The sequence below is a fragment of the Roseibium salinum genome, from assembly GCF_026240905.1.
In the GTDB taxonomy this organism is placed as follows: Bacteria; Pseudomonadota; Alphaproteobacteria; order Rhizobiales; family Stappiaceae; genus Roseibium; species Roseibium salinum.
In genome coordinates, this window is the sequence record NZ_JAPEVI010000003.1 from 1,806,738 (window position 1) to 1,827,230 (window position 20,493).

Below are 20,493 nucleotides of genomic sequence, written 5' to 3' on the forward strand. Positions count from 1 at the left end.
CGTGGGTCCGCATACGCGTTGCAGCGAGGAGGAATTGCGCCGGGTCCATGCGCACCTATCGGCCCTCGCCTTGCCAGTCAGGGCCGATAGGGTGGAGACACCCTCCCATGTGGTTGGCACCTTGGGAATAATTACAATGTAATGGAAGCGGAAATTCAGCCTTTGACCTGCCCATGCCCTTCGGTCAAACTGGCCGCAATTCCAACTGGGAGGTTCTTTAATGAGCGATAAGATTCCGGGTTTTTCCACCCTTGCAATTCATGCCGGCGCGGCGCCCGACCCTTCAACGGGCGCCAGGGCGACGCCTATTTATCAGACGACATCCTTCGTGTTCGACGATGTCGATCACGCTGCCTCCCTGTTCGGCCTGCAGGCATTCGGGAACATCTATACCCGCATCACCAACCCGACGACAGCGGTTCTGGAAGAGCGGGTCGCAGCCCTTGAGGGCGGCACGGCGGCACTCGCAACCGCGTCCGGCCATTCCGCCCAGCTCCTGTGCTTCCACTCGCTCATGCAGCCCGGCGACAATATTGTCGCGGCCAACAAGCTCTACGGCGGCTCCATCAACCAGCTCAACCATTCCTTCAAGAGTTTTGGCTGGGGCGTGAAATGGGCCGATCCCGCCGACCTGAATTCCTTCGAGGCGGCCATTGACGACAGGACCCGGGCCATCTTCATCGAAAGCCTCGCCAATCCGGGCGGCATCGTCGTGGACATCGAGGCGATCGCCAAGCTCGCCAAGGCGAAGGGTGTGCCGCTGGTCGTCGACAACACCCTGGCGACGCCTTATCTGTGCCGGCCGATCGAGCATGGTGCGGACATCGTTCTGCATTCGCTGACCAAGTTCATGGGCGGCCACGGCAATTCCATGGGCGGCATAATCGTCGACGGCGGCAGTTTCGACTGGTCCGCCAGCGGCAACTATCCGCTGCTCTCCCAGCCGCGTCCGGAATATCAGGGCATCGTTCTGCACGAGACCTTCGGCAATTTCGCCTTTGCGATTGCCTGCCGGGTCCTCGGGCTGCGCGACCTTGGTCCCGCGATTTCGCCGTTCAACTCGTTCATGATCCTGACCGGCATCGAAACCCTGCCGCTGCGCATGCAAAGGCATTCCGACAATGCCAAGAAGGTCGCCCTGCATCTGTCGGGGCACGGCAAGGTCAAGTGGGTCTCCTATGCCGCCCTGCCGGATGACAAGCACCACGCCCTGCAGCAGAAATACATGCCCAAGGGCGCGGGCGCCGTGCTTACGTTTGGTGTCGACGGCGGCTACGATGCCGGCGTGCAACTGGTCTCCAAGATCGAACTGTTTTCGCACCTGGCCAATATCGGCGACACGCGCAGCCTGATCATCCATCCGGCTTCCACCACGCACCGCCAGCTGAGCGACGAGCAGAAGACGGCCGCGGGCGCAGGACCGGACGTGGTGCGCCTTTCAATCGGTCTGGAAGAAGTCGACGATATCATCGCAGACCTGGACCAGGCCCTGTCCGGATAACCAGAGGGAACGAGGTTCGCCGGCCGGCGAGCCTCTAGTTCCGTGCCGGAAAGGGACCCTTGAGCGCCGCCATATAATCCACGAAAGCTGCGAGGACGAACACCGCGAAGCCCTGGTGGATGAGGGCGACGGACAACGGCACCATCCAGATCAGCGTCAGTATGCCGATTATCGCCTGAAGCAGGATGAAACCGCCGACATGGGCTGCGGCCCGTCGCAGTTCCTTGCGCCGGCTAACCTTGAACGTGCTGTATGTCAGCACCAGTGCGACCACGACCAGAAGATAGGCGGTCATGCGGTGCTGGAACTGCACGGTCATGACATTTTCAAAGAAATTCAGCCAGGCCGGCTGCATGGCCAGCAGCCCGCCCGGCACGATCTTTCCGTCCATCAGCGGCCAGGTGTTGAATGTCAGGCCTGCATTCAGGCCCGCGACCAGTCCGCCGAGGAAGATCTGCACGAAAACAAGCCCGAGAACCAGCCTGCCGAGCCCGGCAAGACGTCCCTGCTCCTCGTCGGCCGGCTCCGACAAGGACGCCAGCCGCCGGGCAAGCCAGAAGAGATAGGCGAATATGATCAATGCCAGCGTCAGATGGACGGCGAGCCGGTATTGGCTGACATCAACCCGGTCGACGAGGCCGGAGGCGACCATCCACCAGCCAACAAAGCCCTGCAGGCCGCCGAGCGCCAGTCCCACCACGAGCCTCGGCTTCAGCCAGGGCTCTATCCGTCCCGCGGCCCAGAACGTCACCATCGGCACGAAGTAGACAACGCCGATGAGCCGGCCAAGCAGTCTGTGTCCCCACTCCCACCAGAAGATGACCTTGAACTCGTCGAGGCTCATGCCCTTATTGATGATCTGGTATTCGGGAATCTGCCGGTATTTCTCGAGCTCTTCTTCCCATTCGGCCTCACTGAGCGGCGGAATGACGCCGTGGATCGGCTTCCACTCGGTGATCGACAGTCCGGATTCGGTGAGGCGCGTGGCGCCGCCGACGACGACCATGGCCAGGATCAGCGCACAGACGCAGTAAAGCCACCAACGGATCATGACCCTGTTGCGCTCGATGGTCGCCAGCCCGGCCGGACGCATCTGCCCCTGCCCGCTCTTGGTGCTGTCTGCAATAGCGCTCATGAAACGTTCCCGGTGTTTTGCCTGAACTGGTTTGACCTTTGGCTTTGGGAGATATAGGTGCAAGAGCAAGACGGCAAGCGGTCTGAGGCGCTTTGCGGCAATCGGTCCCTCATCCTGCCGATACTAACACGATCCACGGAAACCCATTGGCTATGGTCCCCTCGTTCAGAAAATTCGTCGGCATGGTGCTGCTGGTAACATTCGTCGTCGTCTATGCCCTCACCGCAATGGTGATCGGCGACCTGAAATTGCAGCAGGCATCGAATCTGGTGCGTTTCATTTATTTTGGCGTTGCCGGACTCATCTGGGTGATCCCGGCGGGCGCCATCATCTGGTGGATGGAAAAAGGCGGGAAAAACCGGACCTGACGCCGAACCCGGACGTGGCCCAACGGGCTGCCCGGTAAAGCGCGAAGGGCGCTCCGGTGAGATATTCGTCAACCACCGCAGGTTCCTGGAAACGACCGTTGAGAGAAATGCGCGGCAGCATCAGGGGATTTTTCGCGTTCGCAGACTGAAGCACGCCCGGCAGCGTCGTCACGGAGGACGCAAAGCCTATCTCCCGGAGAATGTCCGCATCGCGCAAGCTGACGGCGTGGGACTTGCCGTAAGGATATGCAAAATGCTTCGGCCGCCGGCCGAGCTCCTCTTCGAGACGCGTCAGGCCCTTCATCACGTCGGCGCGGGCCGCGGCGGCATCCAGGCGAGCCAGGGCGAAGTGATCGTGAGTGTGGGCGCCGATGGTCACAAGCGGGTCTGACGCCAGTTGCCGGACTTCATCCCAGTTCATGACCTGCTCGTCGGCAAGCGCCGCCAGGTCGAGATCATATTTCTTCGCCAGCGCACGGATGACACGCCGCTGATCCTGCTCACCAAGCTCCAGCGTCAGGTAGGTGGACAGCTTGTCGAAGCAGGCGTTTTTTTCCGCAACGGTGGCACATGGAATATCGCCCGCCTTATCGGCTTCGGAGAATACGATCTCATCGTTTGCCGCGATGATGCGCTCCAGAGCGAGCCACCAGAGTTCACTGGTCCGGTCGACCAGCCCGGTGGCGACGAAGACGGTGAAAGGCGCCTGAAGCTCCTTCAGGATCGGATAGGCGACTTCCAGGTTGTCCCGGTAGCCATCATCGAAGGTCAGCACCGCGTAACGACGGTTCCCGTAGCCGGATTTCAGAAGATCGACGGCCTCGTCGATCGAAATGATCTCGTAGCCGTTCGCGCAGATCCGCTCAACCGCGACGCGCAGAAACTCCGGCGTGATTTCGAGGTGCCGGTTGGGCTGAAAGGCGTCGATCCGGGCAGGCCGGACATTGTGCATCATGAAAACCGCGCCGCAGCCCTGGGTCAGGGGAGCCAGCATTCGGCCGAGTCCCGTCCCGTTCAGGATGCGGAATGCCTGTGAAACTGCTTGCTGTCGTAAAGCCATATGGCGCTGATGCCCACGTTCAATAAAGTGCCAGTAAGGCACGGATTCTTTAACATTTATAGCTAGATCTACCGAGAGAAATTCCGAACCGCCAGTACTAGTTCCGGTTGGACCCGTATGTTCGTTCAAAATGGTTTACGTGATCTTCCCATGCCGCGTCAGGCTCTCAACAGCAAGACGGAGGGGCAACATGTCATGAACGCTCTGCAACTCTCCTTGTACAGTACGCCCGGTGAAGCCGAGGCCGACTGGCAACAACTAAGAGATGCAGGCTACACAAGTCCGTATCAGTCCCGGGAATGGGTTACAGCCTGGCACGAGACCATCGGCAAGGCTCTCGGTATCGAGGCGGTCGTCGCGGTCGGACGGCTGGACGGGAAAGCCGTCGTCGTTCTGCCGATGGGCCTGGAAAGGTCTGCCGGGATCAGGACCCTTTCCTTTCTGGGGCACCAGTACGGCAATCAGAATACCGGTTTCTGGGACAGGGCTTTCTATGCAAATGCGGCCCGGGAAGAGATCCTGCCGTTTCTGGACGAGATGTGCCGCCGGGCCGGGGCGGACCTTCTGGCGCTGCACAACGTTCCTGAGATCTGGCATGGCCGTCGGCATCCACTGCTTGTCGGCACGGTAACGCCAAGCCCAAGCCCCGTCTTCGTATGTTACCTCCCCGCCGATTTCGTGCCCTTCTTCGAGGAAACGCACAGCAAGTCGTCCCGAAAGAACCTCTTGCGGAAACAACGCCGGTTGCAGGCGCCCGGCGACTACCGGGTTATTAAGGCGCGAACTGCGGAGGATATCCGGCGGGGGCTTAGCGCCTTCCTGGAGCAGCGCGCCATACGTGCGGGCGAAGCCGGCATCCCGAATGTCTTTTCCGGTCCCGAGGCGCAGGAGTTCCTGTCGCGGCTCTTGAACGCCGATGCCCCGGCAAACGGAAACCGCCCGCTGGACCTGTGGTTGCTGGAAACGGGCGGCGCGATCCGTGCGACCTATCTGTGCATCGAGGATGCCGGCACAATCTACTCCTACAGCAACAGCATCGCGCATGATGACATGCTGCAGAACAGCCCCGGCGTGGTGCTGACAAAGGAGATTATTGAGCACGCCTGCTCCGCACCCGGTCTGGTCCGCCTGGATCTGGGCCTTGGCGAAGAACGCTACAAGACATCCTGGACCGAGCCTTTTCCCCTCGGGGATGTCCTTTACGCAGTTACCCTGAAAGGGGCGATGAAGGCCCGTTTTGACGCCGCGATCATCCGGGCAAAGTCCGCCGTCCGGAGCTCCGGACGTGTCTGGCCGCTCGTGCGGCGATTGCGGAAGTGGAAGGCTGGACTGAGCAACAAGACGCCTGTCTAGCCATCAGGAGATGCATTCAGGCGGCGTGACCGTCGTCGTTGCGGCGCGGACCGGGGCCTGCTCCTCCCGAAATGACGACCTCGACCTTTGCGCCGGTATTGTGAGCGAGCAGATTGGCTGCGCTTTCGAGTTCGTGGCCGTGGTCCGGCGCGCTGGCCGCAATCAGCACTTTGTCGGCAAAGCTGAGCATACGGGCGCTGGCGAGCGTTCCGTCGATCGCCCCGAGGTCGACCACAATGGTCTGATAGGTGGATCTGATCGCCTCCAACGCAAGCTTGAAGCGTTCCGAGCCGACCATGTCGTCGGTGATCTCCACCCGGCCCGCCTCGATAATATGGGCCTTGGAGGCGGCGTCCCTGTAGACCACTTTCGCAAACGGCGCGGTTCCGGCAACGATGTCGGCAAATCCTTCAGCCGCCTTCTTGTTGTTCTGCTCCGGAAATACTTCCATGATGAGCGCGGTCCCGCCGGCTTTCGCTGCCTTGCGCACGAGGTCGAACGCAAGATTGTGGGACAAGGCATCGTCATCGACGCTCAGGACCACAATCCTCCCGGCCGCTTCCACCTCGTCGACGCTGGTCGTCGGCACGGGATCGACCGCGGGAGTTCCCGGCTCCGGCAGCACCGGGATCGGCTCATCGTCGATCGGCGTCTTGCGAAGATCGCCGACCCATTCCTGTTGCGCGTCCTGGTCGGTCTTATTCCGCTCCTTGCGCTGCATCCTGCGCGCAATGGCCGCCCTGAGCGTCGAGATCCTGTTGGACGTGCTGGCGGCGGGCTCCGACATTTCGTCAGCTATGCTCTGCTGTTCCTGCGTCTCGCCTGCGCGCAATCGATGCGGCTCCGGCTGGAGCCCGGGATCCGGCTGCCCAAGGTCCGGCATCCCGGCTGCCGGGATTTCGGGCTCCGGCCGCTCGGCTTCCGTCAACTCGGGTATCCGTGGCTCCGGCAACGAGGCGTGAGAAGATGGGAAATCCGCGTCCATCCGGTAGTTCGAAACCGTCTGGTTGTATCCGCGCTCCCAGCCGAAAGACCCTGCCGGCGCAAAATCCGCCGTGGCAAGAGCGGCGCCACGTGCATTGACAGGTGCGGAGTGGTGCGTCCGGTAAAGGGCATTGCCACTCAGGAACTCGCGCATCAGTACAAAGGCGCAGCCCAGAATGACCGTGACGAGCGCAGCGATGATCGTGCTGGAAATGATCTTCGGAGAAACCGGCTCGACAGGAACGCCGGCCCGCGAAATGATGCGGGCATCGGCCGGCAGAACCTGGGCCTGGAGGCGGGAATCGGCTTCCTGATAGCTCCGCATGAGCTGGTCCAGCTGGTCCGCCTTCGCATCGGCTTCCCGTTCCAGTTCGCTCAGCCGGGCCTGATCCGCATTGGAGCGTGCGGCAGCCGCTTTCAGCTCGTTGAGGCGTTCTTCCAGCGCCATGGCCTGCTGATTGGCGACCTTGGCGTCGTTCTCCAGCCCCTGCAGGATTTTGCGCGCTTCGGAGACGATCTGCCGGTCGTAGTCATCGAGCTGCGACTTGAGGGCTTTCAGCTGCGGATGGTTCGGCAACAGCGTAATCGACAGTTCGGCGATGTTCGACTGCAGTTCGACCTGCCGCTCCCGCAGTCGCTGGATAAGGAGGGAATTGAGAACGTCGCTCGCCGTTTCCAGGGAGCCGCCCGATTCCAGCAATTCCCGGATCAGGTCGGCCTTGGCCTGGGACTCGGCCTTGGCGGCCTGCGCTGCCGAGTGGTTGCTGCTGGTTTCGGCAAGCTGCTGCTGGTGCAGCGGAATGTTGTCGGCACCGATCAGGAGGTCGGCACGGGCGCGGAAATCGGCGACGGCCTGGCGGGCGGCCTGTACTTCCTTGCGCAACTCGGCAATCCGCGGCTCCAGGGCCGCCGAGGCAAGTTCCGTGGTTTGTCGCTTTGCGCTGCGCTGGACCGCCAGATACTCGTCCACGATCGCATTGGCCACCTTGGCTGAGAGAACAGGATTTTCCGCGGTGTAGTCGACTGCGATGACACGGGAACCTTCAAGACGGTAGATCTGCAGGTTCTCGTAAAAATGGCTGAGGACGCGTTCTTCCTCGCTGTTGCCGGCTGACGGCTTGCCAAGTCCGATCGAGGTCAGCAGATCGCCGACGAGAGAAGCCGAGCCCTTAGCCTCGAATTCCGGGATGGCCGCCAGGTCGAGTTCCTGGGCGATCCGCCGTGCCAGATCCGTGGACATCAGGAGCTGAACCTGGCTGGCCACGCCTTCACTGTCGAGGATGGCCCGCTCCTCCTCCGCGCCGCGCGAGGCGCCGGGAAACCGGTTGTCCGTGCTTTCGATCAGGATCCGCGCTTCGGCCTGATACTTAGGAGCCACGAATTGCAACCCCAGAAACACCGCCACGGCGACGAACAACGTCAAGGGCAGCAACCAGACGAGCGCGCGGCCTATCGCCCGCAGCAGACCGCCCAGGTCCAGCGCCATATCGTCTTCGGAAGCTGTCTGCCGCTCAGCATGCATTGTATCTATCTCCGCAACTCTGCCGAACTATCTCGAATTAGGGTAAGCGATCAGTTAAGGCACATGCAATTGTACATCCCCGCGCGTTAACTATGCATGCGCAGTTCTGACGATATACGGTCGGAACGTATTCGCCTCTTCACCCTCGATTAACCATAACACGCGATGCTGTCGGCGAATTGTAGGAGAGTCGTAGATGCGAATGAGAGCGCTACTTGTCCTGGCCCTCTGCCTGGGCATTGCCGCTTGCAGCGGTTACAGGCGGCCGCCGACAGCATTTCATGAGACATTGACACAGCCCTATCGCCTGGACTCCAGCGATAAGCTGCGCATCATCGTGTTCGGCCAGGACGACCTGTCCAACACCTATGTCGTTGATCAGGCAGGATATATTTCTTTTCCTCTGATCGGAAGCGTCGCTGCCCGGGGCAAGACGCAACAGGGTCTGGCCGCCGAGATCGCCACCAAGTTGCGGCAGGGGTATATCCGCGATCCGGATGTCTCCGTCGAGGTCGACACCTACCGGCCGATCTTCGTCATGGGCGAAGTGCAAAATGCGGGCCAATATAACTACGTGGCCGGCATGACTGTCCAGAACGCCATTGCGACCGCGGGCGGATTCAGCCCCCGGGCGCTGCAATCAGATGTGGATATCACGCGGCAGATCAATGGCGAGATCCTAAACGGCCGTGTGCCTATTTCGGACCCGATCCGTCCCGGCGACACGATCCACGTCCGCGAACGCTATTTCTGAGGTCCGCCGAGTTAACTGTGGACTCATCTCCCTTTGTTAGGGTGCCGTTTCTAAGTCCCACGGGTTCGAAAAGAAACCCGGGGGCTGCAACAGGGAAACTGCACCATGACAACGACTCCCATGCGGATCGTGCATTGTGTCCGCTCGCCTATTGGCGGAATCTTCCGCCATATCCGCGACCTGGCGATAGCCCAGACAGAGGCTGGACACGATGTCGGCCTCATTTGCGACAGCAGCACGGGCAGCGCATACGACAACCGGCTCCTGGATCAGCTGCGGCCGAAACTGACGCTCGGTGTGGCGCGCTTTCCGATGCAGCGCCAGCTCACCATTCAGGACCTCACGGCAACTCTCGCCCTTTACCGGCATATCCGCGATCTCGCGCCGGACATTCTGCACGGTCACGGCGCAAAGGGCGGTGCTTATGCCCGCCTTATCGGCAGCGTCCTGCGGCTTGGCGGCCGGAATATAGTGCGCGTCTACAGTCCGCACGGCGGCAGCCTGCACTACCATCCCAACCGCTTCGAGGGCCGCGTCTATCACACGCTGGAACGCCTGCTTGGCCGGCTCACAGACGGGTTGATATTCGTTTCCGATTACGAAGCCGCCGCTTACGAAAGCAAGGTCGGTCGTCCGAAGGCACTGTCGCGCATCGTCTATAACGGGCTGACGCCGGAAGAATTCACGCCGGTGGAGGTTGGCGAAGAAGCGGCCGATTTTGTCTATATCGGCATGCTCAGAGACCTGAAGGGTCCCGATCTTTTCATCGAGGCGCTCTACAACATTCGCCTGTCGACCGGCACGGCACCCCGGGCGCATATCGTCGGCGAAGGGCCCGACGAGCACCGATACCGCAAGATGGTCGAGAAATTCGGCCTGGAGCGCGCCGTCACGTTCCACGGTGCCCTGCCCGCGCGCGAAGCCTTCAAGCTTGCCCGGACCGTGGTCGTTCCCTCCCGCGCCGAAGCCATGCCGTATATCATTCTCGAGACGGTCGCCGCCGAGCGGCCGCTGATTGCCACCCGGGTTGGCGGCATACCGGAAATCTTCGGACGCTATGCCAACCGGCTGGTCGAGCCGGGCCATATCGGCAAGCTAACGCTCGCGATGGACGGGGCACTTGAAAACCCTGAAAGAATGGCGGCCGAAGCCCGAGAGCTGCGCAGCTGCCTGGCAGAGACCTTCTCCACCGAGCTGATGAACGACCGGATCACCACGCTTTATCAGGAACTGCAGGGCAATACCCCGGCCGAGGAAACGCCATCCCTTGGCACCGAAAGTGTGTCGGCCCGCGCCCCGAGACAAGCCGTTTACGCCAGATCGAGCAACCGATAATGAGCAACCGCGCTTTTAAGCCCACCGGACCGATCGATCCGACGCGGTACTCCAGCGATGGATCGAAGTTGCGGGACAGGCTGGAAAAACATCTCAGACTAGCCGTCGGAGAGGTATCCGGATCGACGAATCTGGAAGTGCTGTCCACGGCCAATCTCGACCTGACGGCCGAGGCGCTCGAAATCGCCCAGGGCCTCGGCGGCAAGGGCATATCGATTCCGGTCCTGACCGGCCTGGTCCGCCTGTCAGACGTTCTGCTGATCGCCGGAACCGCCCTGATTGCCGCATTCACCGGTGCGGAGGCGACCGGTTTTGGCTTGCCAAACCTGTTTGCCACCGCCGCCTCCATTCTGTTTTCCCTTGCCTTCTTCCAGGCAGCAGACGTCTATCAGGTGCCGGTCATGCGCCAGGGCCTGTCCCAGCTGGGCCGTGTCGCGGCGGGCTGGACGCTGGTCTTTGCCATGTTCGCCCTGCTGAGATCGACGACGGGGATCGGCGCCAGCATTCCCGAAACCTGGATCGGATCCTGGTATGCGCTCAGCCTCCCCGCCCTCTGCCTGTCCCGGCTGATCGTCTACCAACTGGTGCGCCACTGGATGAATACCGGCCGCCTGGAACGGCGGGCGATCATCGTCGGCGGCGGCACCGCGGCACAGGAGCTGATCCACGAGTTGGAGGCCCAGCCGGATAACGACATCCGCATCTGCGGCATATTCGACGATCGTTCGAACGAGCGTTCGCCGCCGGTCGTCGCCGGCTATCCCAAGCTCGGCAACATCAGCGCTCTTGTGCATTTCGCCCGGCTTGCCCGCATCGACATGCTTATCGTGTGCATCCCCCTTCGGGCGGAACGGCGGGTGCTGGAGCTCTTGAAGAAGCTGTGGGTGCTTCCGGTCGACATCCGCCTGTCCGCGCATACCGACAAGGTGCGGTTCCGCAACCGCGGCGCGTCCTTCATCGGCACGGTGCCTTTCGTGGATGTCGCGGAAAAACCGATTGCCGACTGGGACATGGTCGCCAAGCGGATTTTCGACGTGGTGTTCGCATCCCTTGCCCTCGTCGTCCTGCTTCCGGTCATGATCCTGACCGCGATCGCGGTGAAGCTCGACAGCAAGGGACCGGTCCTGTTCAGACAGAAGCGTTACGGCTTCAACAACGAGATCATCGAAGTCCTGAAATTCCGCTCCATGTATGCGCAGATGGCAGATCCGGACGCCAGGAACGTGGTGACCAAGGGCGACCCGCGCGTGACCCGGGTCGGCCGCTTCATCCGCAAGACCTCCATCGACGAACTGCCTCAGCTCTTCAACGTGCTCGCCGGCCGCCTGTCGCTGGTGGGCCCGCGCCCGCATGCCGTCAACGCGCATACGGACAACAGGACCTGGGATGACGTGGTGGATGGCTATTTCGCCCGCCACAAGGTGAAGCCGGGCGTTACCGGCTGGGCCCAGATCAACGGCTGGCGCGGTGAAGTGGACACGCCGGAGAAAATCCAGAACCGTGTCGAATGCGACGTCTATTACATCGAGAACTGGTCGATCCTGTTTGACCTGAAGATCCTGTTCATGACGCCGTTCAGCCTGCTCAATACGGAGAACGCCTATTGAGCGTATGGTCCGAAGCTCACGGCACTCAGTTGGCGCGCGCGCCTGCCGGTCTTCCGGTCAGGAGCCTGGGCAACGGCGCGCTGTGGCTTGCGGCCTTCCTGTCGGGTTTCGTCATCGAGGAACCGGCGCCTTACGAACTCTACATGGCGCTCATCGCGGTTGTCTGGTTCGCCTGCGGGCTGAAGCTGCGGCGCGAATTCGGACTGCTGATCATCTGCCTCATGCTCTATGTCGCCGGCGGGATCGCCTCCACGCCGATGGCAACGGAATTCGGCCAGGCGATGATGTATATCGCCGTCTCGGGCTTTCTCGCGGTAACGGCGATCTTCTATGCCGCCATTCTGGCCGATGATCCGGACCGATTCAGGGTCATTCAGAGCGGCTATACGTTCAGCGCGGTGCTGGTGGCGGCGATCGGCATTTCCGGCTATTTCCGCCTCTTTCCCGGTGCCGACTATTTCACCTTGTACGACCGCGCCCGCGGCACGTTCCAGGACCCAAACGTCTTCGGGCCGTTCCTCGTGCTGCCGACGGTTCTCCTGATCCAGAAGCTCCTGCGCGACTCGGTGCTGAAGAACCTTCACCTGCTGATGCCGCTCGCCGTCCTGCTGCTCGGCGTCTTCCTGAGCTTTTCCCGCGGCGCCTGGGGTGTCCTGTGCGCCGCCGTCCTGCTCATCTATGTGCTGGCGCTGGTGACGGAGCAAAGCCGCCGGAGGCGCGCACGCCTCGTCTTCCTCGGCTTTGCCGGCGTGCTGGCGGTTTTCGCGCTTATCGCAGCCGCGCTTTCCCTTGAATCGGTCTCCGACATGTTCGTTCAGCGCGCCAAGCTGGTCCAGGACTATGATGCCGCCCGTCTCGGCCGCTTCGCACGCTATTCCCTCGGCTTCCAGATGGTCATGGAATATCCCCTCGGCATCGGGGCTCTGGAATTCAACAACTACTTTCCCGAAGACGAGCATAACGTCTACCTGAAAGGCTTCACGACCTATGGCTGGCTCGGCGGCGCCATTTATATCCTGCTGGCACTGTGGACCCTTTGCGCCATGGTGCCGCTGCTGTTCAAGTCACGGCCGTGGACAGCCTTCACCCAATCCGTCTTCGCCGTCTTTTTTGCCCACCTGATCCTGTCGGTCATCATCGACACCGACCACTGGCGGCACATGTACATGCTCTACGGTCTGGCCTGGGGCATGATCGCGACGGACAGGATCGAGCAGAAGCGGGCTCGAACGGCGGCGTGGCCGCTGAGCCGGGCGCGGACCTGAAAACCATGGGCACAACCTGCTCCCTTGCCTCAACAAGCCGCTTGCGCTCGGCTGGCGAACAAGCTAGGTAGAGGCCGTTCGGGCAGTAGCGCAGCCTGGTAGCGCACTTCACTGGGGGTGAAGGGGTCGTCGGTTCAAATCCGGCCTGCCCGACCAATTCTCCGAGCAACTTGACATCTTATCCGACACGCATGCCCAACCGACCGGCCCGGATTGCCAAGCGTGCTGTTGTAGCGCGCAACTTCGGTTGGCATCCATTTTGCGGTCTAAGATAATCAAAAGTCAGCCTCAAACAGTCCTTCGCGCCAAGGCATCGACTGTGAATCCGCGCCGCCGAGTGATCTTCATCGCAGACGTGCATTCAATCGCTTGCGACGCCGTTTGGCGTAGGGATCCCTGCCGTTTCACAGCAAGAGCTCAATAACCTAATCTCTCCTGCGCTCGCATGCTGAAGTTATGGAACGAGTGCGTCATGACCGCTGCCGGATAGCCGCGGAAATGCATCATGAGGCCAAAAGCAATTCCAGAAATCAGCGTCTGTCTGAACTGAGGATCTCTGGGGTCCGGATTGTGCGCACCTGCAAACAGGGTTGTGGCAATCGCGCCGGAAAGTGAATGCGCGAGCGGAGACGGCACGCCGAAACGTGTCAACGCAATCCCGATACCACTTTGTATTCCGAGCCTGAAAATGCCCTCCTCAAGCACAGGCGCGATAAGCTCCGTTACCGTGTCTTCATTCACCCAGAGAAGAATTTGTGGGCCCTGATGGCCCCTGTTCCTGACTGCTGTCGATATCTCTCTTTGCGGCGCGCCAACCGTTCTCGTCATCCTGAGATAGCCCTGCGTCACGTTTTGCGGTGCCTGATCGAGCAGCCAGTCATACGCATCGGCCAGATGCCTATGGTACCTTTGATCAATCTCCTCGGTCAGCCATGTCGCGCCGCGCGAAACGACGGCGCCAGCCAGCGCGACTTTCGTTTGTTGCGGGAAAACGTATGCGCCAACAGCAACGGAAATGATAACGCCGCTGTTTTCCACAAAGATGCGACCTGCCTTTGCGGCATAGTAGTAGAGCCCCTGCGCACCATTCCAAAACATGATGCCTATGCCATCCGGAAACATCGCCTTCCCTCCAGCCATCTAAAACCGACAAGGGAACTGCTCTTCGCACGCGACAACAGATTGCATCTGTCTGAAGGCGCCCCCAACCTCCTCGGACGCCGCAATACAACCATAGAAAAGGTTTGGAGTCGACAGCAACTCATAAGGGAGAAAAACCAAATGCGACAATTAAAGTCGCCCTGAGCATCGCGGTTCGCACTGCACCTGGGTTGAATTCACACTTGCTTCAGTGAGGTCTACGTCCGGTGTGGAGGCCGGCGCAATCAGGAGACGGCCGGCCGCCGCTGCCGGTGTCGCCACCCGCAGCTTTTGGTTTACTTCATTTGCTGGCGGTACTGCTGGACCTTGACCGCCACGTCGGGAGAGGCTTTTACGAATTCATAGATCTGATTGTAGGTCTGGACCTCCAGGCCGTTGGTCTGCACGGCGTCAACGATTTCACGATTTGCCTGGTCGCGCAGTTGGTCGGCCTCATCACCCTCTGCCGTCTCGATGCGCGGCGTCCACTCGTTCAGCACACCTTCGACATCAAGTGAGGCTTGCGCGAAGGCTTTCAATGTCTCGTCGTTCAGCCGGTAATCCGAAGGCTGCTGTGTCTCCGGTGCCGGCTGCTGTGATTGTTGCGCCTGGACGGGGACAACGCTGGCCGCAAACGTCAACATGACCGCGGTTCCGGCTGCTGCTGCCAAGCTCTTGGGGAACAATTTCATTGGTGGGTATCTCCTGTTGCGCGCCGCCGAACCAGGCGGCGCCTCTGTGAGTTCCAAGCGCCGCAGGGACGCGGCACTGACTTCACAGACGGGGGCAACGGGCGATAAGTTCCTTCCTTCCGCAGATTTTCGTTTCGCGCGCCGCGCAACTTTTCTCGGAACCAATCGCGTCGTCAGCCCGTCCTTTAAGCAGACAGCAAAAGAAACCCTTTAGATGGGATCGGGAGCAGCATGCCGGATGAGCTGAAGTGGATGATCGAGCGACAGATCCCGCATATGCGCAGATATGCGCTGGCGCTCACGCGCGACCGCGATACCGCGGACGAGATCGTTCAGGACAGCCTCGAAAGGGCACTGCGCAAGCGCCATCTGTGGAAACGGCGCGGCAGCATCCGAAGCTGGCTCTTCCGCATCCTTTACCGCCAGAGCATCGAGCACTTTCGCCGTTTGCGCCCCGAAACGGTACCGGCTGATGCGGGGACAATCGACCGAGCGGCAGCACAACCCGCCAACCAGGAGATGCGCATCGACTGCCTCAGGGTAGCCGAAGCGCTCGACCGGCTGCCGGCAGAACAGCGTGCGGTGGTGCTTCTGGCAGCGCTCGAGGGTCTGGCCTATGACGAGATTGCCGAGATCACCGATGTCCCCGTCGGCACGATACGTTCGCGCCTGTCGCGGGCCCGGGAGACGTTGCGGCTGTTCCGCGACGCCGCACCGCCGGAGCGCCGGACAGCCAAGCTGAGGACAATCAAATGACCAGTACCCGGCAGGATATCCGCGAAATCGACCTAATGGCCTATGCCGATGGTTTGCTGGAAGGCGATAGCGCCCGAAAGGCGGCTGTCGAGGCCTATCTTGAAGAGAACCCAATCGACGCAGCCCGTGTGGCGGCGATCATCGAGGACAACAGGTTGATCCGCGAGTTGTATGCGGAGGAACTCCACCGGCCGGTTCCTCAATGGTTGTCGCGCGTCCTGCGCGAGCCGGCGCCGAGGCGTCGCCGCATGCCCACCGCGACCGCCGCGAGCCTAGCGCTTGCGGTACTCGCTGCCGGCGGCGGCTGGTTCATCGGCCACAGTGGCGGGACAGCAGTTCCGTCGGAGTTGCTGCGCGACATCGCTGGCCATCATTTGGATGCCCAGGTTCAGACGGCTGTCGCCACGCCGTCCAGTGGCCTCCTTCTGCCGAACCTTTCGCAAAGAGTGCTGATCGAAGTGCCGGTGCCCGACCTGAGCGCTCACGGTTTCGAACTCACCGGGCGTTCCGTCGTCGATGTCGGTGGCAAGACGATGGTGCGCGTCGTCTACAATTCTTCCGACGAGGCGATAAACCTGTTCATGCGGCTGCGCCGGAACGCCAAGACGACGGACATGCGGGACATCGAAACGGACGACGTCTCTGTCCATTATTGGTCCGAGGGTGCGCTGGCCTATGCCTTGACGATTAATGCCGGGAAGGATCGGGCAGCGTCACTGGCCCAGGCGGTGCGCGACGCCGCCCAGCCCGGGCACTTCGTGGAGCCGCCGCCGGCAAACGTTGCCGGCCAGGTGGAACCTGCCGCAGGCAACAGCTCCCAAGCTGTCGACGGACAAACCGAACCGGCGCCTGGTCTCCCGCAGCCAAGGCAATTCAACTAGCCGGAAACAGGCTGGTTTGAGAGGCTGATTCAACTCTTCGTCGGGTGTGGCCAATGCGGCTTGAGCACAAATCGGCAAGAAGCGGGGCCTCATTGCCTCCGCGCCATCGACAGAACCTTCGGGCGCAATGACGCGTCATCGCGTCTTGGATCTCCACCGACGCCCTCAAGGCCGGTGGGTTCAACGACGAAAGAAAGGACCCCACATGGTCATCCGCATTTGTAGAATTTTGGTCGCCCTGGTCGCTGCGGTGACAGGTGTGGTCGCACCGGCCACGGCTCAGGAACAGCCAGGCCAGATGCAGTCCCAGGAATTCAGCAGGGAAAAGCTGCAAGCTTTCGTAGCAGCGTTTTTGGAACTGGACCGTGTGCGCCAGGACTTCGATGCGAAAATCCAGGCTGCGATAACACCAGGTGAACAGTCTGACCTTCGAGCGGAGGCCCGGCAGGAAATGCTGACCGCAATCGAGTCCACTGACGGCATCTCGGTTGAGGAATATGAAGCGATCGCTTCACAGGCCCGGCAGGATCCCATACTCGCCGAGCGGATCGAGACAAGTATCACCAGCCTCAAAGAAAAGTAGGACCAACACGGTCGGCAACAATTGGATACGAACGTGTTCCGCCCGAGCCATGGCCGACAGACCTCGGCCTCCCTCACTAACGTATTATCGGATCAGAAATCATGATAAGTGTTTTTGTAAGCGATAACAGCAGGATGTTCTCCGCACTGGCCTTGGGCTTATTCCTTCTCGCCTCAGTTCCGGCGCAGCAATCGATCGCGCAGCAATCGACCGCGCAGCCACTCGGCGAGACGACCTCAGGGGAAACCATTTACGGAACCGAAATCGAAGTCGGTCAATTGGACGATGTTACAATCGATCAGGTCATCGCGGCACTGGACGGCCTCTCAGAGACGGTCACACGAGTCATAATGACATACAAGCTCGATACGTTCGAAGTCGTCTATTTAGGTGACGAGGAGCCACCGCTGGGATCTGAACGGTTGTCTGAAAGCATTGCTGAACACAATGAGGATATTGGCGCCCTGAGAAGAAAGATGGGAACCAGCGCCATATTTCTCGTGGCATTTGAAGCTCAGAATCTCGATGTCGACAGGATCGTCGCGGCAGACATATCCGACGAAGATGAGGTAACCGTGTTTGTGTCGGGCCGAGAACGGTAAACCGCACGCGCGGCACGGATATGTCCGCCACAGTTTCGCTTCCGGCGGACCGGCAAGTGTACACCTCACTGTATCCTTCCAGCTCCAATAGTCCCCGGTATCCAGTCGTCGACAGGCTTCGGCCGATCATCAAATGGCAATGCGTTTGCCCTGACGATGTTAAGGGTCGGCCGGGCCGGTGCCGTGCGCGTGAGATCTGCCTGAATTGAGAGAGATCATTGCGACTGGTCAGTGCTGCGGTAAGACAGGCGCATGATAGCGTTGAGTCTTATTCCGCTTTATCTGGTCGCCGTTACTCTGCCGCTGATCCTCGCGGCGATTTTCGGCGGTCCGCCGCGCCCGTTTCACCAGGAACTTGCCTCCGGGCTCGGCATACTCGCCTTCGCGATTGTGCTTGCAGAGTTTGTCCTCTCCGGCCGCTTCAAGAGCGTAGCCAACAGGATAGGCATGGATGTCACGATGCGGTTCCATCAGCTCATGGCCCGCACAGCTCTGCTGTTTGCCCTCGTCCACCCATTCCTCTACCAAGGCTCGCCATCTGGCGGCCAGCGTCCGTGGGACCCGAGCCGACAACTTACGCTCACCACCGACCTTTCCGCACTTGCAACCGGCATCGCCGCATACCTGCTTCTGCCAAGCCTGGTACTTTTGTCGATTTACCGCACGCAGTTGGACTACAAATATGAGACTTGGCGGCTGATGCATGGCATCAGCGCTCTTCTGATTGCATTATTCCTGCTGCATCATACGATCTACGCTGGTCGCTATGGCGCGGAAACGCCGCTGACCTGGCTATGGGTGGCGATGACGGCAATTGCCGTCGGATCGCTGATCTACGTATATTTGATCGTGCCGATGAAGGACAAGCGGCAGCGATGGCAAGTCTCGGCGATAAACCGTTTGTCGCCCAGACAATGGGAAGTGATCGTATCTCCCAGGGGTCATTCAGGCCTGAATTACAAAGCGGGTCAGTTTGTGTGGTTGAACATCGGCCACAGCCCGTATTCGCTTCATGAAAACCCGTTTTCCATCAGCTCGGCGCCCTCCAGCGGCCCGAACGTTTCATTCGTCATCAAAGAACTCGGAGATTTCACCCGCTCTCTTCATCAGGTCCAGCCCGGAACCCGCGCCTATCTCGACGGTCCTTATGGCAGCCTCACGATCGAGGACCGCTGTGAGCCGGGCATCGTGCTTGTCGCCGGAGGGGTCGGTATCGCGCCGCTTCTGGGTATTGTGCGAGAAATCCGTCTGACCGGCGATCCGCGCAAGGTCCGTCTGATCTACGGCAACAGGACGGAGGAGCAAATTCTGTACGCGGACGAGCTGGCTGATGAAGATGTAACCCATGTTCTCACTGAACCACCACAGGACTGGCAAGGCGAAACCGGCCTCATCGACGCCATACTGCTCGACCTCATTTTACCGCCGGTTCAGGTCCAGGACTGGCTGTTCGTACTTTGCGGGCCTTCGGCCATGATGGACACCGTCGAGGACTATCTGATTGCCCGCGGAACTCCGTCGGGCCGGATCCTGTCAGAGAGATTCGAATATGATTGATCCATTCAGGAAAATACCCTTGCGCCAAAGGGTTACCGTTACGGTCCTCGCTGTGAACACATTGCTGTTCGTGACCCTGCTCGTTATCGTGCTGCGGTAAAAGACAAGAGCAGGACGGAAAAGAAACGCCCTACCTCAGTTGCGCATCACGCGGCATCCCGGAGAGGATCTCCGGTCCGTCTTCCCGCAGGATGACAATCTCCTCCAGCCGCAGCCCGAAGCGGTCGGGCAGGTAGATGCCGGGCTCGATGGAGAACACCATGCCCTCGTCCAGAACCGTTTCGGACGTGGCGGTCAAGTAGGGTGGTTCGTGAATGTCGATACCGAGCCCGTGGCCCGTGCGGTGGGTGAAGAAGTCGCCGTAGCCCGCCTGTGCGATCACATCACGGGCAGCCTTGTCGACCGTCTTCGCGGCAATGCCGGGCCGGGCCGCCGCCAGAGCCGCCTCGACCGCCCGGTCGACGATGGTATGTACCGTTTCAAACGCTTGCGTCGGCTCCCCGAAGAAGCCGACCCGGGTCATGTCCGAGGGATAGCTATCGAGCCGTCCGCCGGTGTCGATGAGAACGGCATCGCCCGGCGCCAGCTTCGTCTCGCCGGTATGGTGGTGCGGAAACGCGCCGTTGGCGCCGAAGCAGACGGAAGTGAACACCGGCACCGCGCCGGCCGCCTTGTAGACATCGCGGATGGCTGCGGCGACCTCGAGCTCGGTGATTCCCGGTTTCAGCGCATCAAATCCTGCCAGAGCCGCCTTGTCATTGAGGAGCGCGCTGGCCTTGAGGCGCTCGTACTCGTCCGCGTCCTTGCGGGCACGCAGGAAACCCACCGTGTCGCCGGTGAACCGCCGCGACGCGCCCGGCAGCGCATCCAGCAAAAGCAGGCAAAAGTCGGCGCGCATCGTCTCGTCGATTACGACGCTCGGTTTGTCCGGCAGGCGGCAAGCCTGCAGGAGAGCGGCCAGCGCCGCGTCGGGCCCATCGTCGTCGCGCCAGGGGTAGAAGGTCAGTTTCGTCTTCTGACGCGAACTGTCGACATTGAGCGCCGGCATCAGGAAGCCGGCATGATCATGCGAGACGAGCAGCATCACCGGACGCTCGTCGCCATGGGGATCCAACCCGGCCATGAACGCCATGTGGCTTGACGGACCAATTGCCACGAGATCGGTTCCGGTTGCGGACATCCGCGCGCGCAGGCACGCGAGGCGCTGATCGGAGATGGAGGTCATTTCAGGAACTCCGGAAATGGTTGGCGATCCGATGATCTGCCGGGAAACCAGAGACGGTCAGGCTGCAAAGAACGCGTGCGCTCGGCCTGACGGGAACGGGTGCAGGAAAAGCAGCAGTCCGGGGACGATCAGAAACCGCCCCGCAACGGGGGCGGTTTCATTTCCTGGAAGGG

General features: G+C 60.8%; 19 protein-coding genes and 1 tRNA gene. 14 read left to right on the forward strand and 6 right to left on the reverse strand.

Going from position 1 to position 20,493, the window contains the following annotated elements; translation table 11 throughout:
- Positions 1-220: 220 nt before the first annotated feature.
- Positions 221-1,501, forward strand: a complete 1,281-nt coding sequence (locus ON753_RS12895; protein ID WP_265963035.1) for an O-acetylhomoserine aminocarboxypropyltransferase — start codon at positions 221-223, stop codon at positions 1,499-1,501.
- A gap of 34 nt (positions 1,502-1,535) precedes the next feature.
- On the opposite strand, the gene ON753_RS12900 is transcribed toward ON753_RS12895, so the two are convergent.
- Positions 1,536-2,594: a COX15/CtaA family protein gene (locus ON753_RS12900; protein WP_377046998.1), complete on the reverse strand. Its 1,059-nt coding sequence runs from the start codon at positions 2,592-2,594 to the stop codon at positions 1,536-1,538.
- A 194-nt stretch (positions 2,595-2,788) separates the two neighbouring features.
- Between ON753_RS12900 and ON753_RS12905 the strand changes: the two genes are divergently transcribed.
- Positions 2,789-3,004, forward strand: coding sequence for a DUF2842 domain-containing protein (locus ON753_RS12905; RefSeq protein ID WP_265967147.1), 216 nt, complete (start codon positions 2,789-2,791; stop codon positions 3,002-3,004).
- On the opposite strand, the gene ON753_RS12910 is transcribed toward ON753_RS12905, so the two are convergent.
- Positions 2,964-3,998, reverse strand: a complete 1,035-nt coding sequence (locus ON753_RS12910; protein ID WP_265963037.1) for a polysaccharide deacetylase family protein — start codon at positions 3,996-3,998, stop codon at positions 2,964-2,966. The two genes, ON753_RS12905 and ON753_RS12910, sit on opposite strands and share 41 nt — an antisense overlap.
- A 261-nt stretch (positions 3,999-4,259) precedes the next feature.
- Between ON753_RS12910 and ON753_RS12915 the strand changes: the two genes are divergently transcribed.
- The gene (locus ON753_RS12915) at positions 4,260-5,417 is read left to right on the forward strand and encodes a GNAT family N-acetyltransferase (protein WP_265963038.1); all 1,158 of its coding nucleotides are present in this window, start codon (positions 4,260-4,262) and stop codon (positions 5,415-5,417) included.
- A gap of 16 nt (positions 5,418-5,433) precedes the next feature.
- Here the strand turns inward: ON753_RS12915 and ON753_RS12920 are convergent, their stop codons facing one another.
- Entirely contained in the window at positions 5,434-7,923 is a 2,490-nt protein-coding gene (locus ON753_RS12920) for an exopolysaccharide transport family protein (protein ID WP_265963039.1), read from the reverse strand.
- A 196-nt stretch (positions 7,924-8,119) separates the two neighbouring features.
- Here ON753_RS12920 and ON753_RS12925 point away from each other — a divergent pair, with 196 nt between their 5' ends.
- The 5 genes from ON753_RS12925 to ON753_RS12945 all read left to right on the forward strand — a co-directional run bounded on the left by ON753_RS12925 (position 8,120) and on the right by ON753_RS12945 (position 13,040).
- Positions 8,120-8,677 carry a polysaccharide biosynthesis/export family protein gene (locus ON753_RS12925; RefSeq protein ID WP_265963040.1) on the forward strand — a complete coding sequence of 186 codons (558 nt, stop codon included), beginning with the start codon at positions 8,120-8,122 and terminating at the stop codon, positions 8,675-8,677.
- Between the two features lie 105 nt (positions 8,678-8,782).
- Positions 8,783-10,012 carry a glycosyltransferase gene (locus tag ON753_RS12930; protein WP_265963041.1) on the forward strand — a complete coding sequence of 410 codons (1,230 nt, stop codon included), beginning with the start codon at positions 8,783-8,785 and terminating at the stop codon, positions 10,010-10,012.
- Positions 10,012-11,619, forward strand: coding sequence for an undecaprenyl-phosphate glucose phosphotransferase (locus ON753_RS12935; RefSeq protein WP_265963042.1), 1,608 nt, complete (start codon positions 10,012-10,014; stop codon positions 11,617-11,619). The genes ON753_RS12930 and ON753_RS12935 overlap by 1 nt, the downstream gene beginning before the upstream one ends.
- Complete coding sequence (locus ON753_RS12940; protein ID WP_265963043.1) at positions 11,616-12,884, forward strand: O-antigen ligase family protein; 1,269 nt, start codon at positions 11,616-11,618, stop codon at positions 12,882-12,884. Before ON753_RS12935 ends, ON753_RS12940 begins: the two co-directional genes overlap by 4 nt.
- A gap of 79 nt (positions 12,885-12,963) precedes the next feature.
- Positions 12,964-13,040 (forward strand) — tRNA-Pro (locus ON753_RS12945).
- Between the two features lie 261 nt (positions 13,041-13,301).
- Here the strand turns inward: ON753_RS12945 and ON753_RS12950 are convergent.
- Together ON753_RS12950 and ON753_RS12955 are read right to left on the reverse strand one after the other, a co-directional pair.
- Positions 13,302-14,006 (reverse strand): CPBP family glutamic-type intramembrane protease, encoded by a 705-nt coding sequence (locus tag ON753_RS12950; protein WP_265963045.1) that lies wholly within the window; start codon positions 14,004-14,006, stop codon positions 13,302-13,304.
- A 314-nt stretch (positions 14,007-14,320) separates the two neighbouring features.
- Complete coding sequence (locus ON753_RS12955) at positions 14,321-14,668, reverse strand: DUF4168 domain-containing protein (RefSeq protein WP_265963046.1); 348 nt, start codon at positions 14,666-14,668, stop codon at positions 14,321-14,323.
- Between ON753_RS12955 and ON753_RS12960 the strand changes: the two genes are divergently transcribed.
- The 6 genes from ON753_RS12960 to ON753_RS12985 all read left to right on the forward strand — a co-directional run bounded on the left by ON753_RS12960 (position 14,667) and on the right by ON753_RS12985 (position 19,095).
- On the forward strand, positions 14,667-14,930 hold the full coding sequence (locus ON753_RS12960) for a hypothetical protein (RefSeq protein ID WP_265963047.1): 264 nt from the start codon (positions 14,667-14,669) through the stop codon (positions 14,928-14,930). The genes ON753_RS12955 and ON753_RS12960 overlap by 2 nt on opposite strands.
- 17 nt (positions 14,931-14,947) lie before the next feature.
- Entirely contained in the window at positions 14,948-15,472 is a 525-nt protein-coding gene (locus ON753_RS12965; protein WP_265963048.1) for an RNA polymerase sigma factor, read from the forward strand.
- The gene (locus ON753_RS12970; RefSeq protein ID WP_265963049.1) at positions 15,469-16,353 is read left to right on the forward strand and encodes an anti-sigma factor family protein; all 885 of its coding nucleotides are present in this window, start codon (positions 15,469-15,471) and stop codon (positions 16,351-16,353) included. Before ON753_RS12965 ends, ON753_RS12970 begins: the two co-directional genes overlap by 4 nt.
- A 205-nt stretch (positions 16,354-16,558) precedes the next feature.
- Positions 16,559-16,936, forward strand: coding sequence for a DUF4168 domain-containing protein (locus ON753_RS12975; protein ID WP_265963050.1), 378 nt, complete (start codon positions 16,559-16,561; stop codon positions 16,934-16,936).
- 101 nt (positions 16,937-17,037) lie between these two features.
- Complete coding sequence (locus tag ON753_RS12980; protein WP_265963051.1) at positions 17,038-17,538, forward strand: hypothetical protein; 501 nt, start codon at positions 17,038-17,040, stop codon at positions 17,536-17,538.
- Positions 17,539-17,790: 252 nt separating this feature from the next.
- Entirely contained in the window at positions 17,791-19,095 is a 1,305-nt protein-coding gene (locus tag ON753_RS12985) for a ferredoxin reductase family protein (RefSeq protein WP_265963052.1), read from the forward strand.
- Between the two features lie 130 nt (positions 19,096-19,225).
- On the opposite strand, the gene ON753_RS12990 is transcribed toward ON753_RS12985, so the two are convergent.
- A complete protein-coding gene (locus ON753_RS12990; protein ID WP_265963055.1) occupies positions 19,226-20,320 on the reverse strand; it encodes a M24 family metallopeptidase in 1,095 nt (364 codons plus the stop codon).
- Between the last annotated feature and the right edge of the window lie 173 nt (positions 20,321-20,493).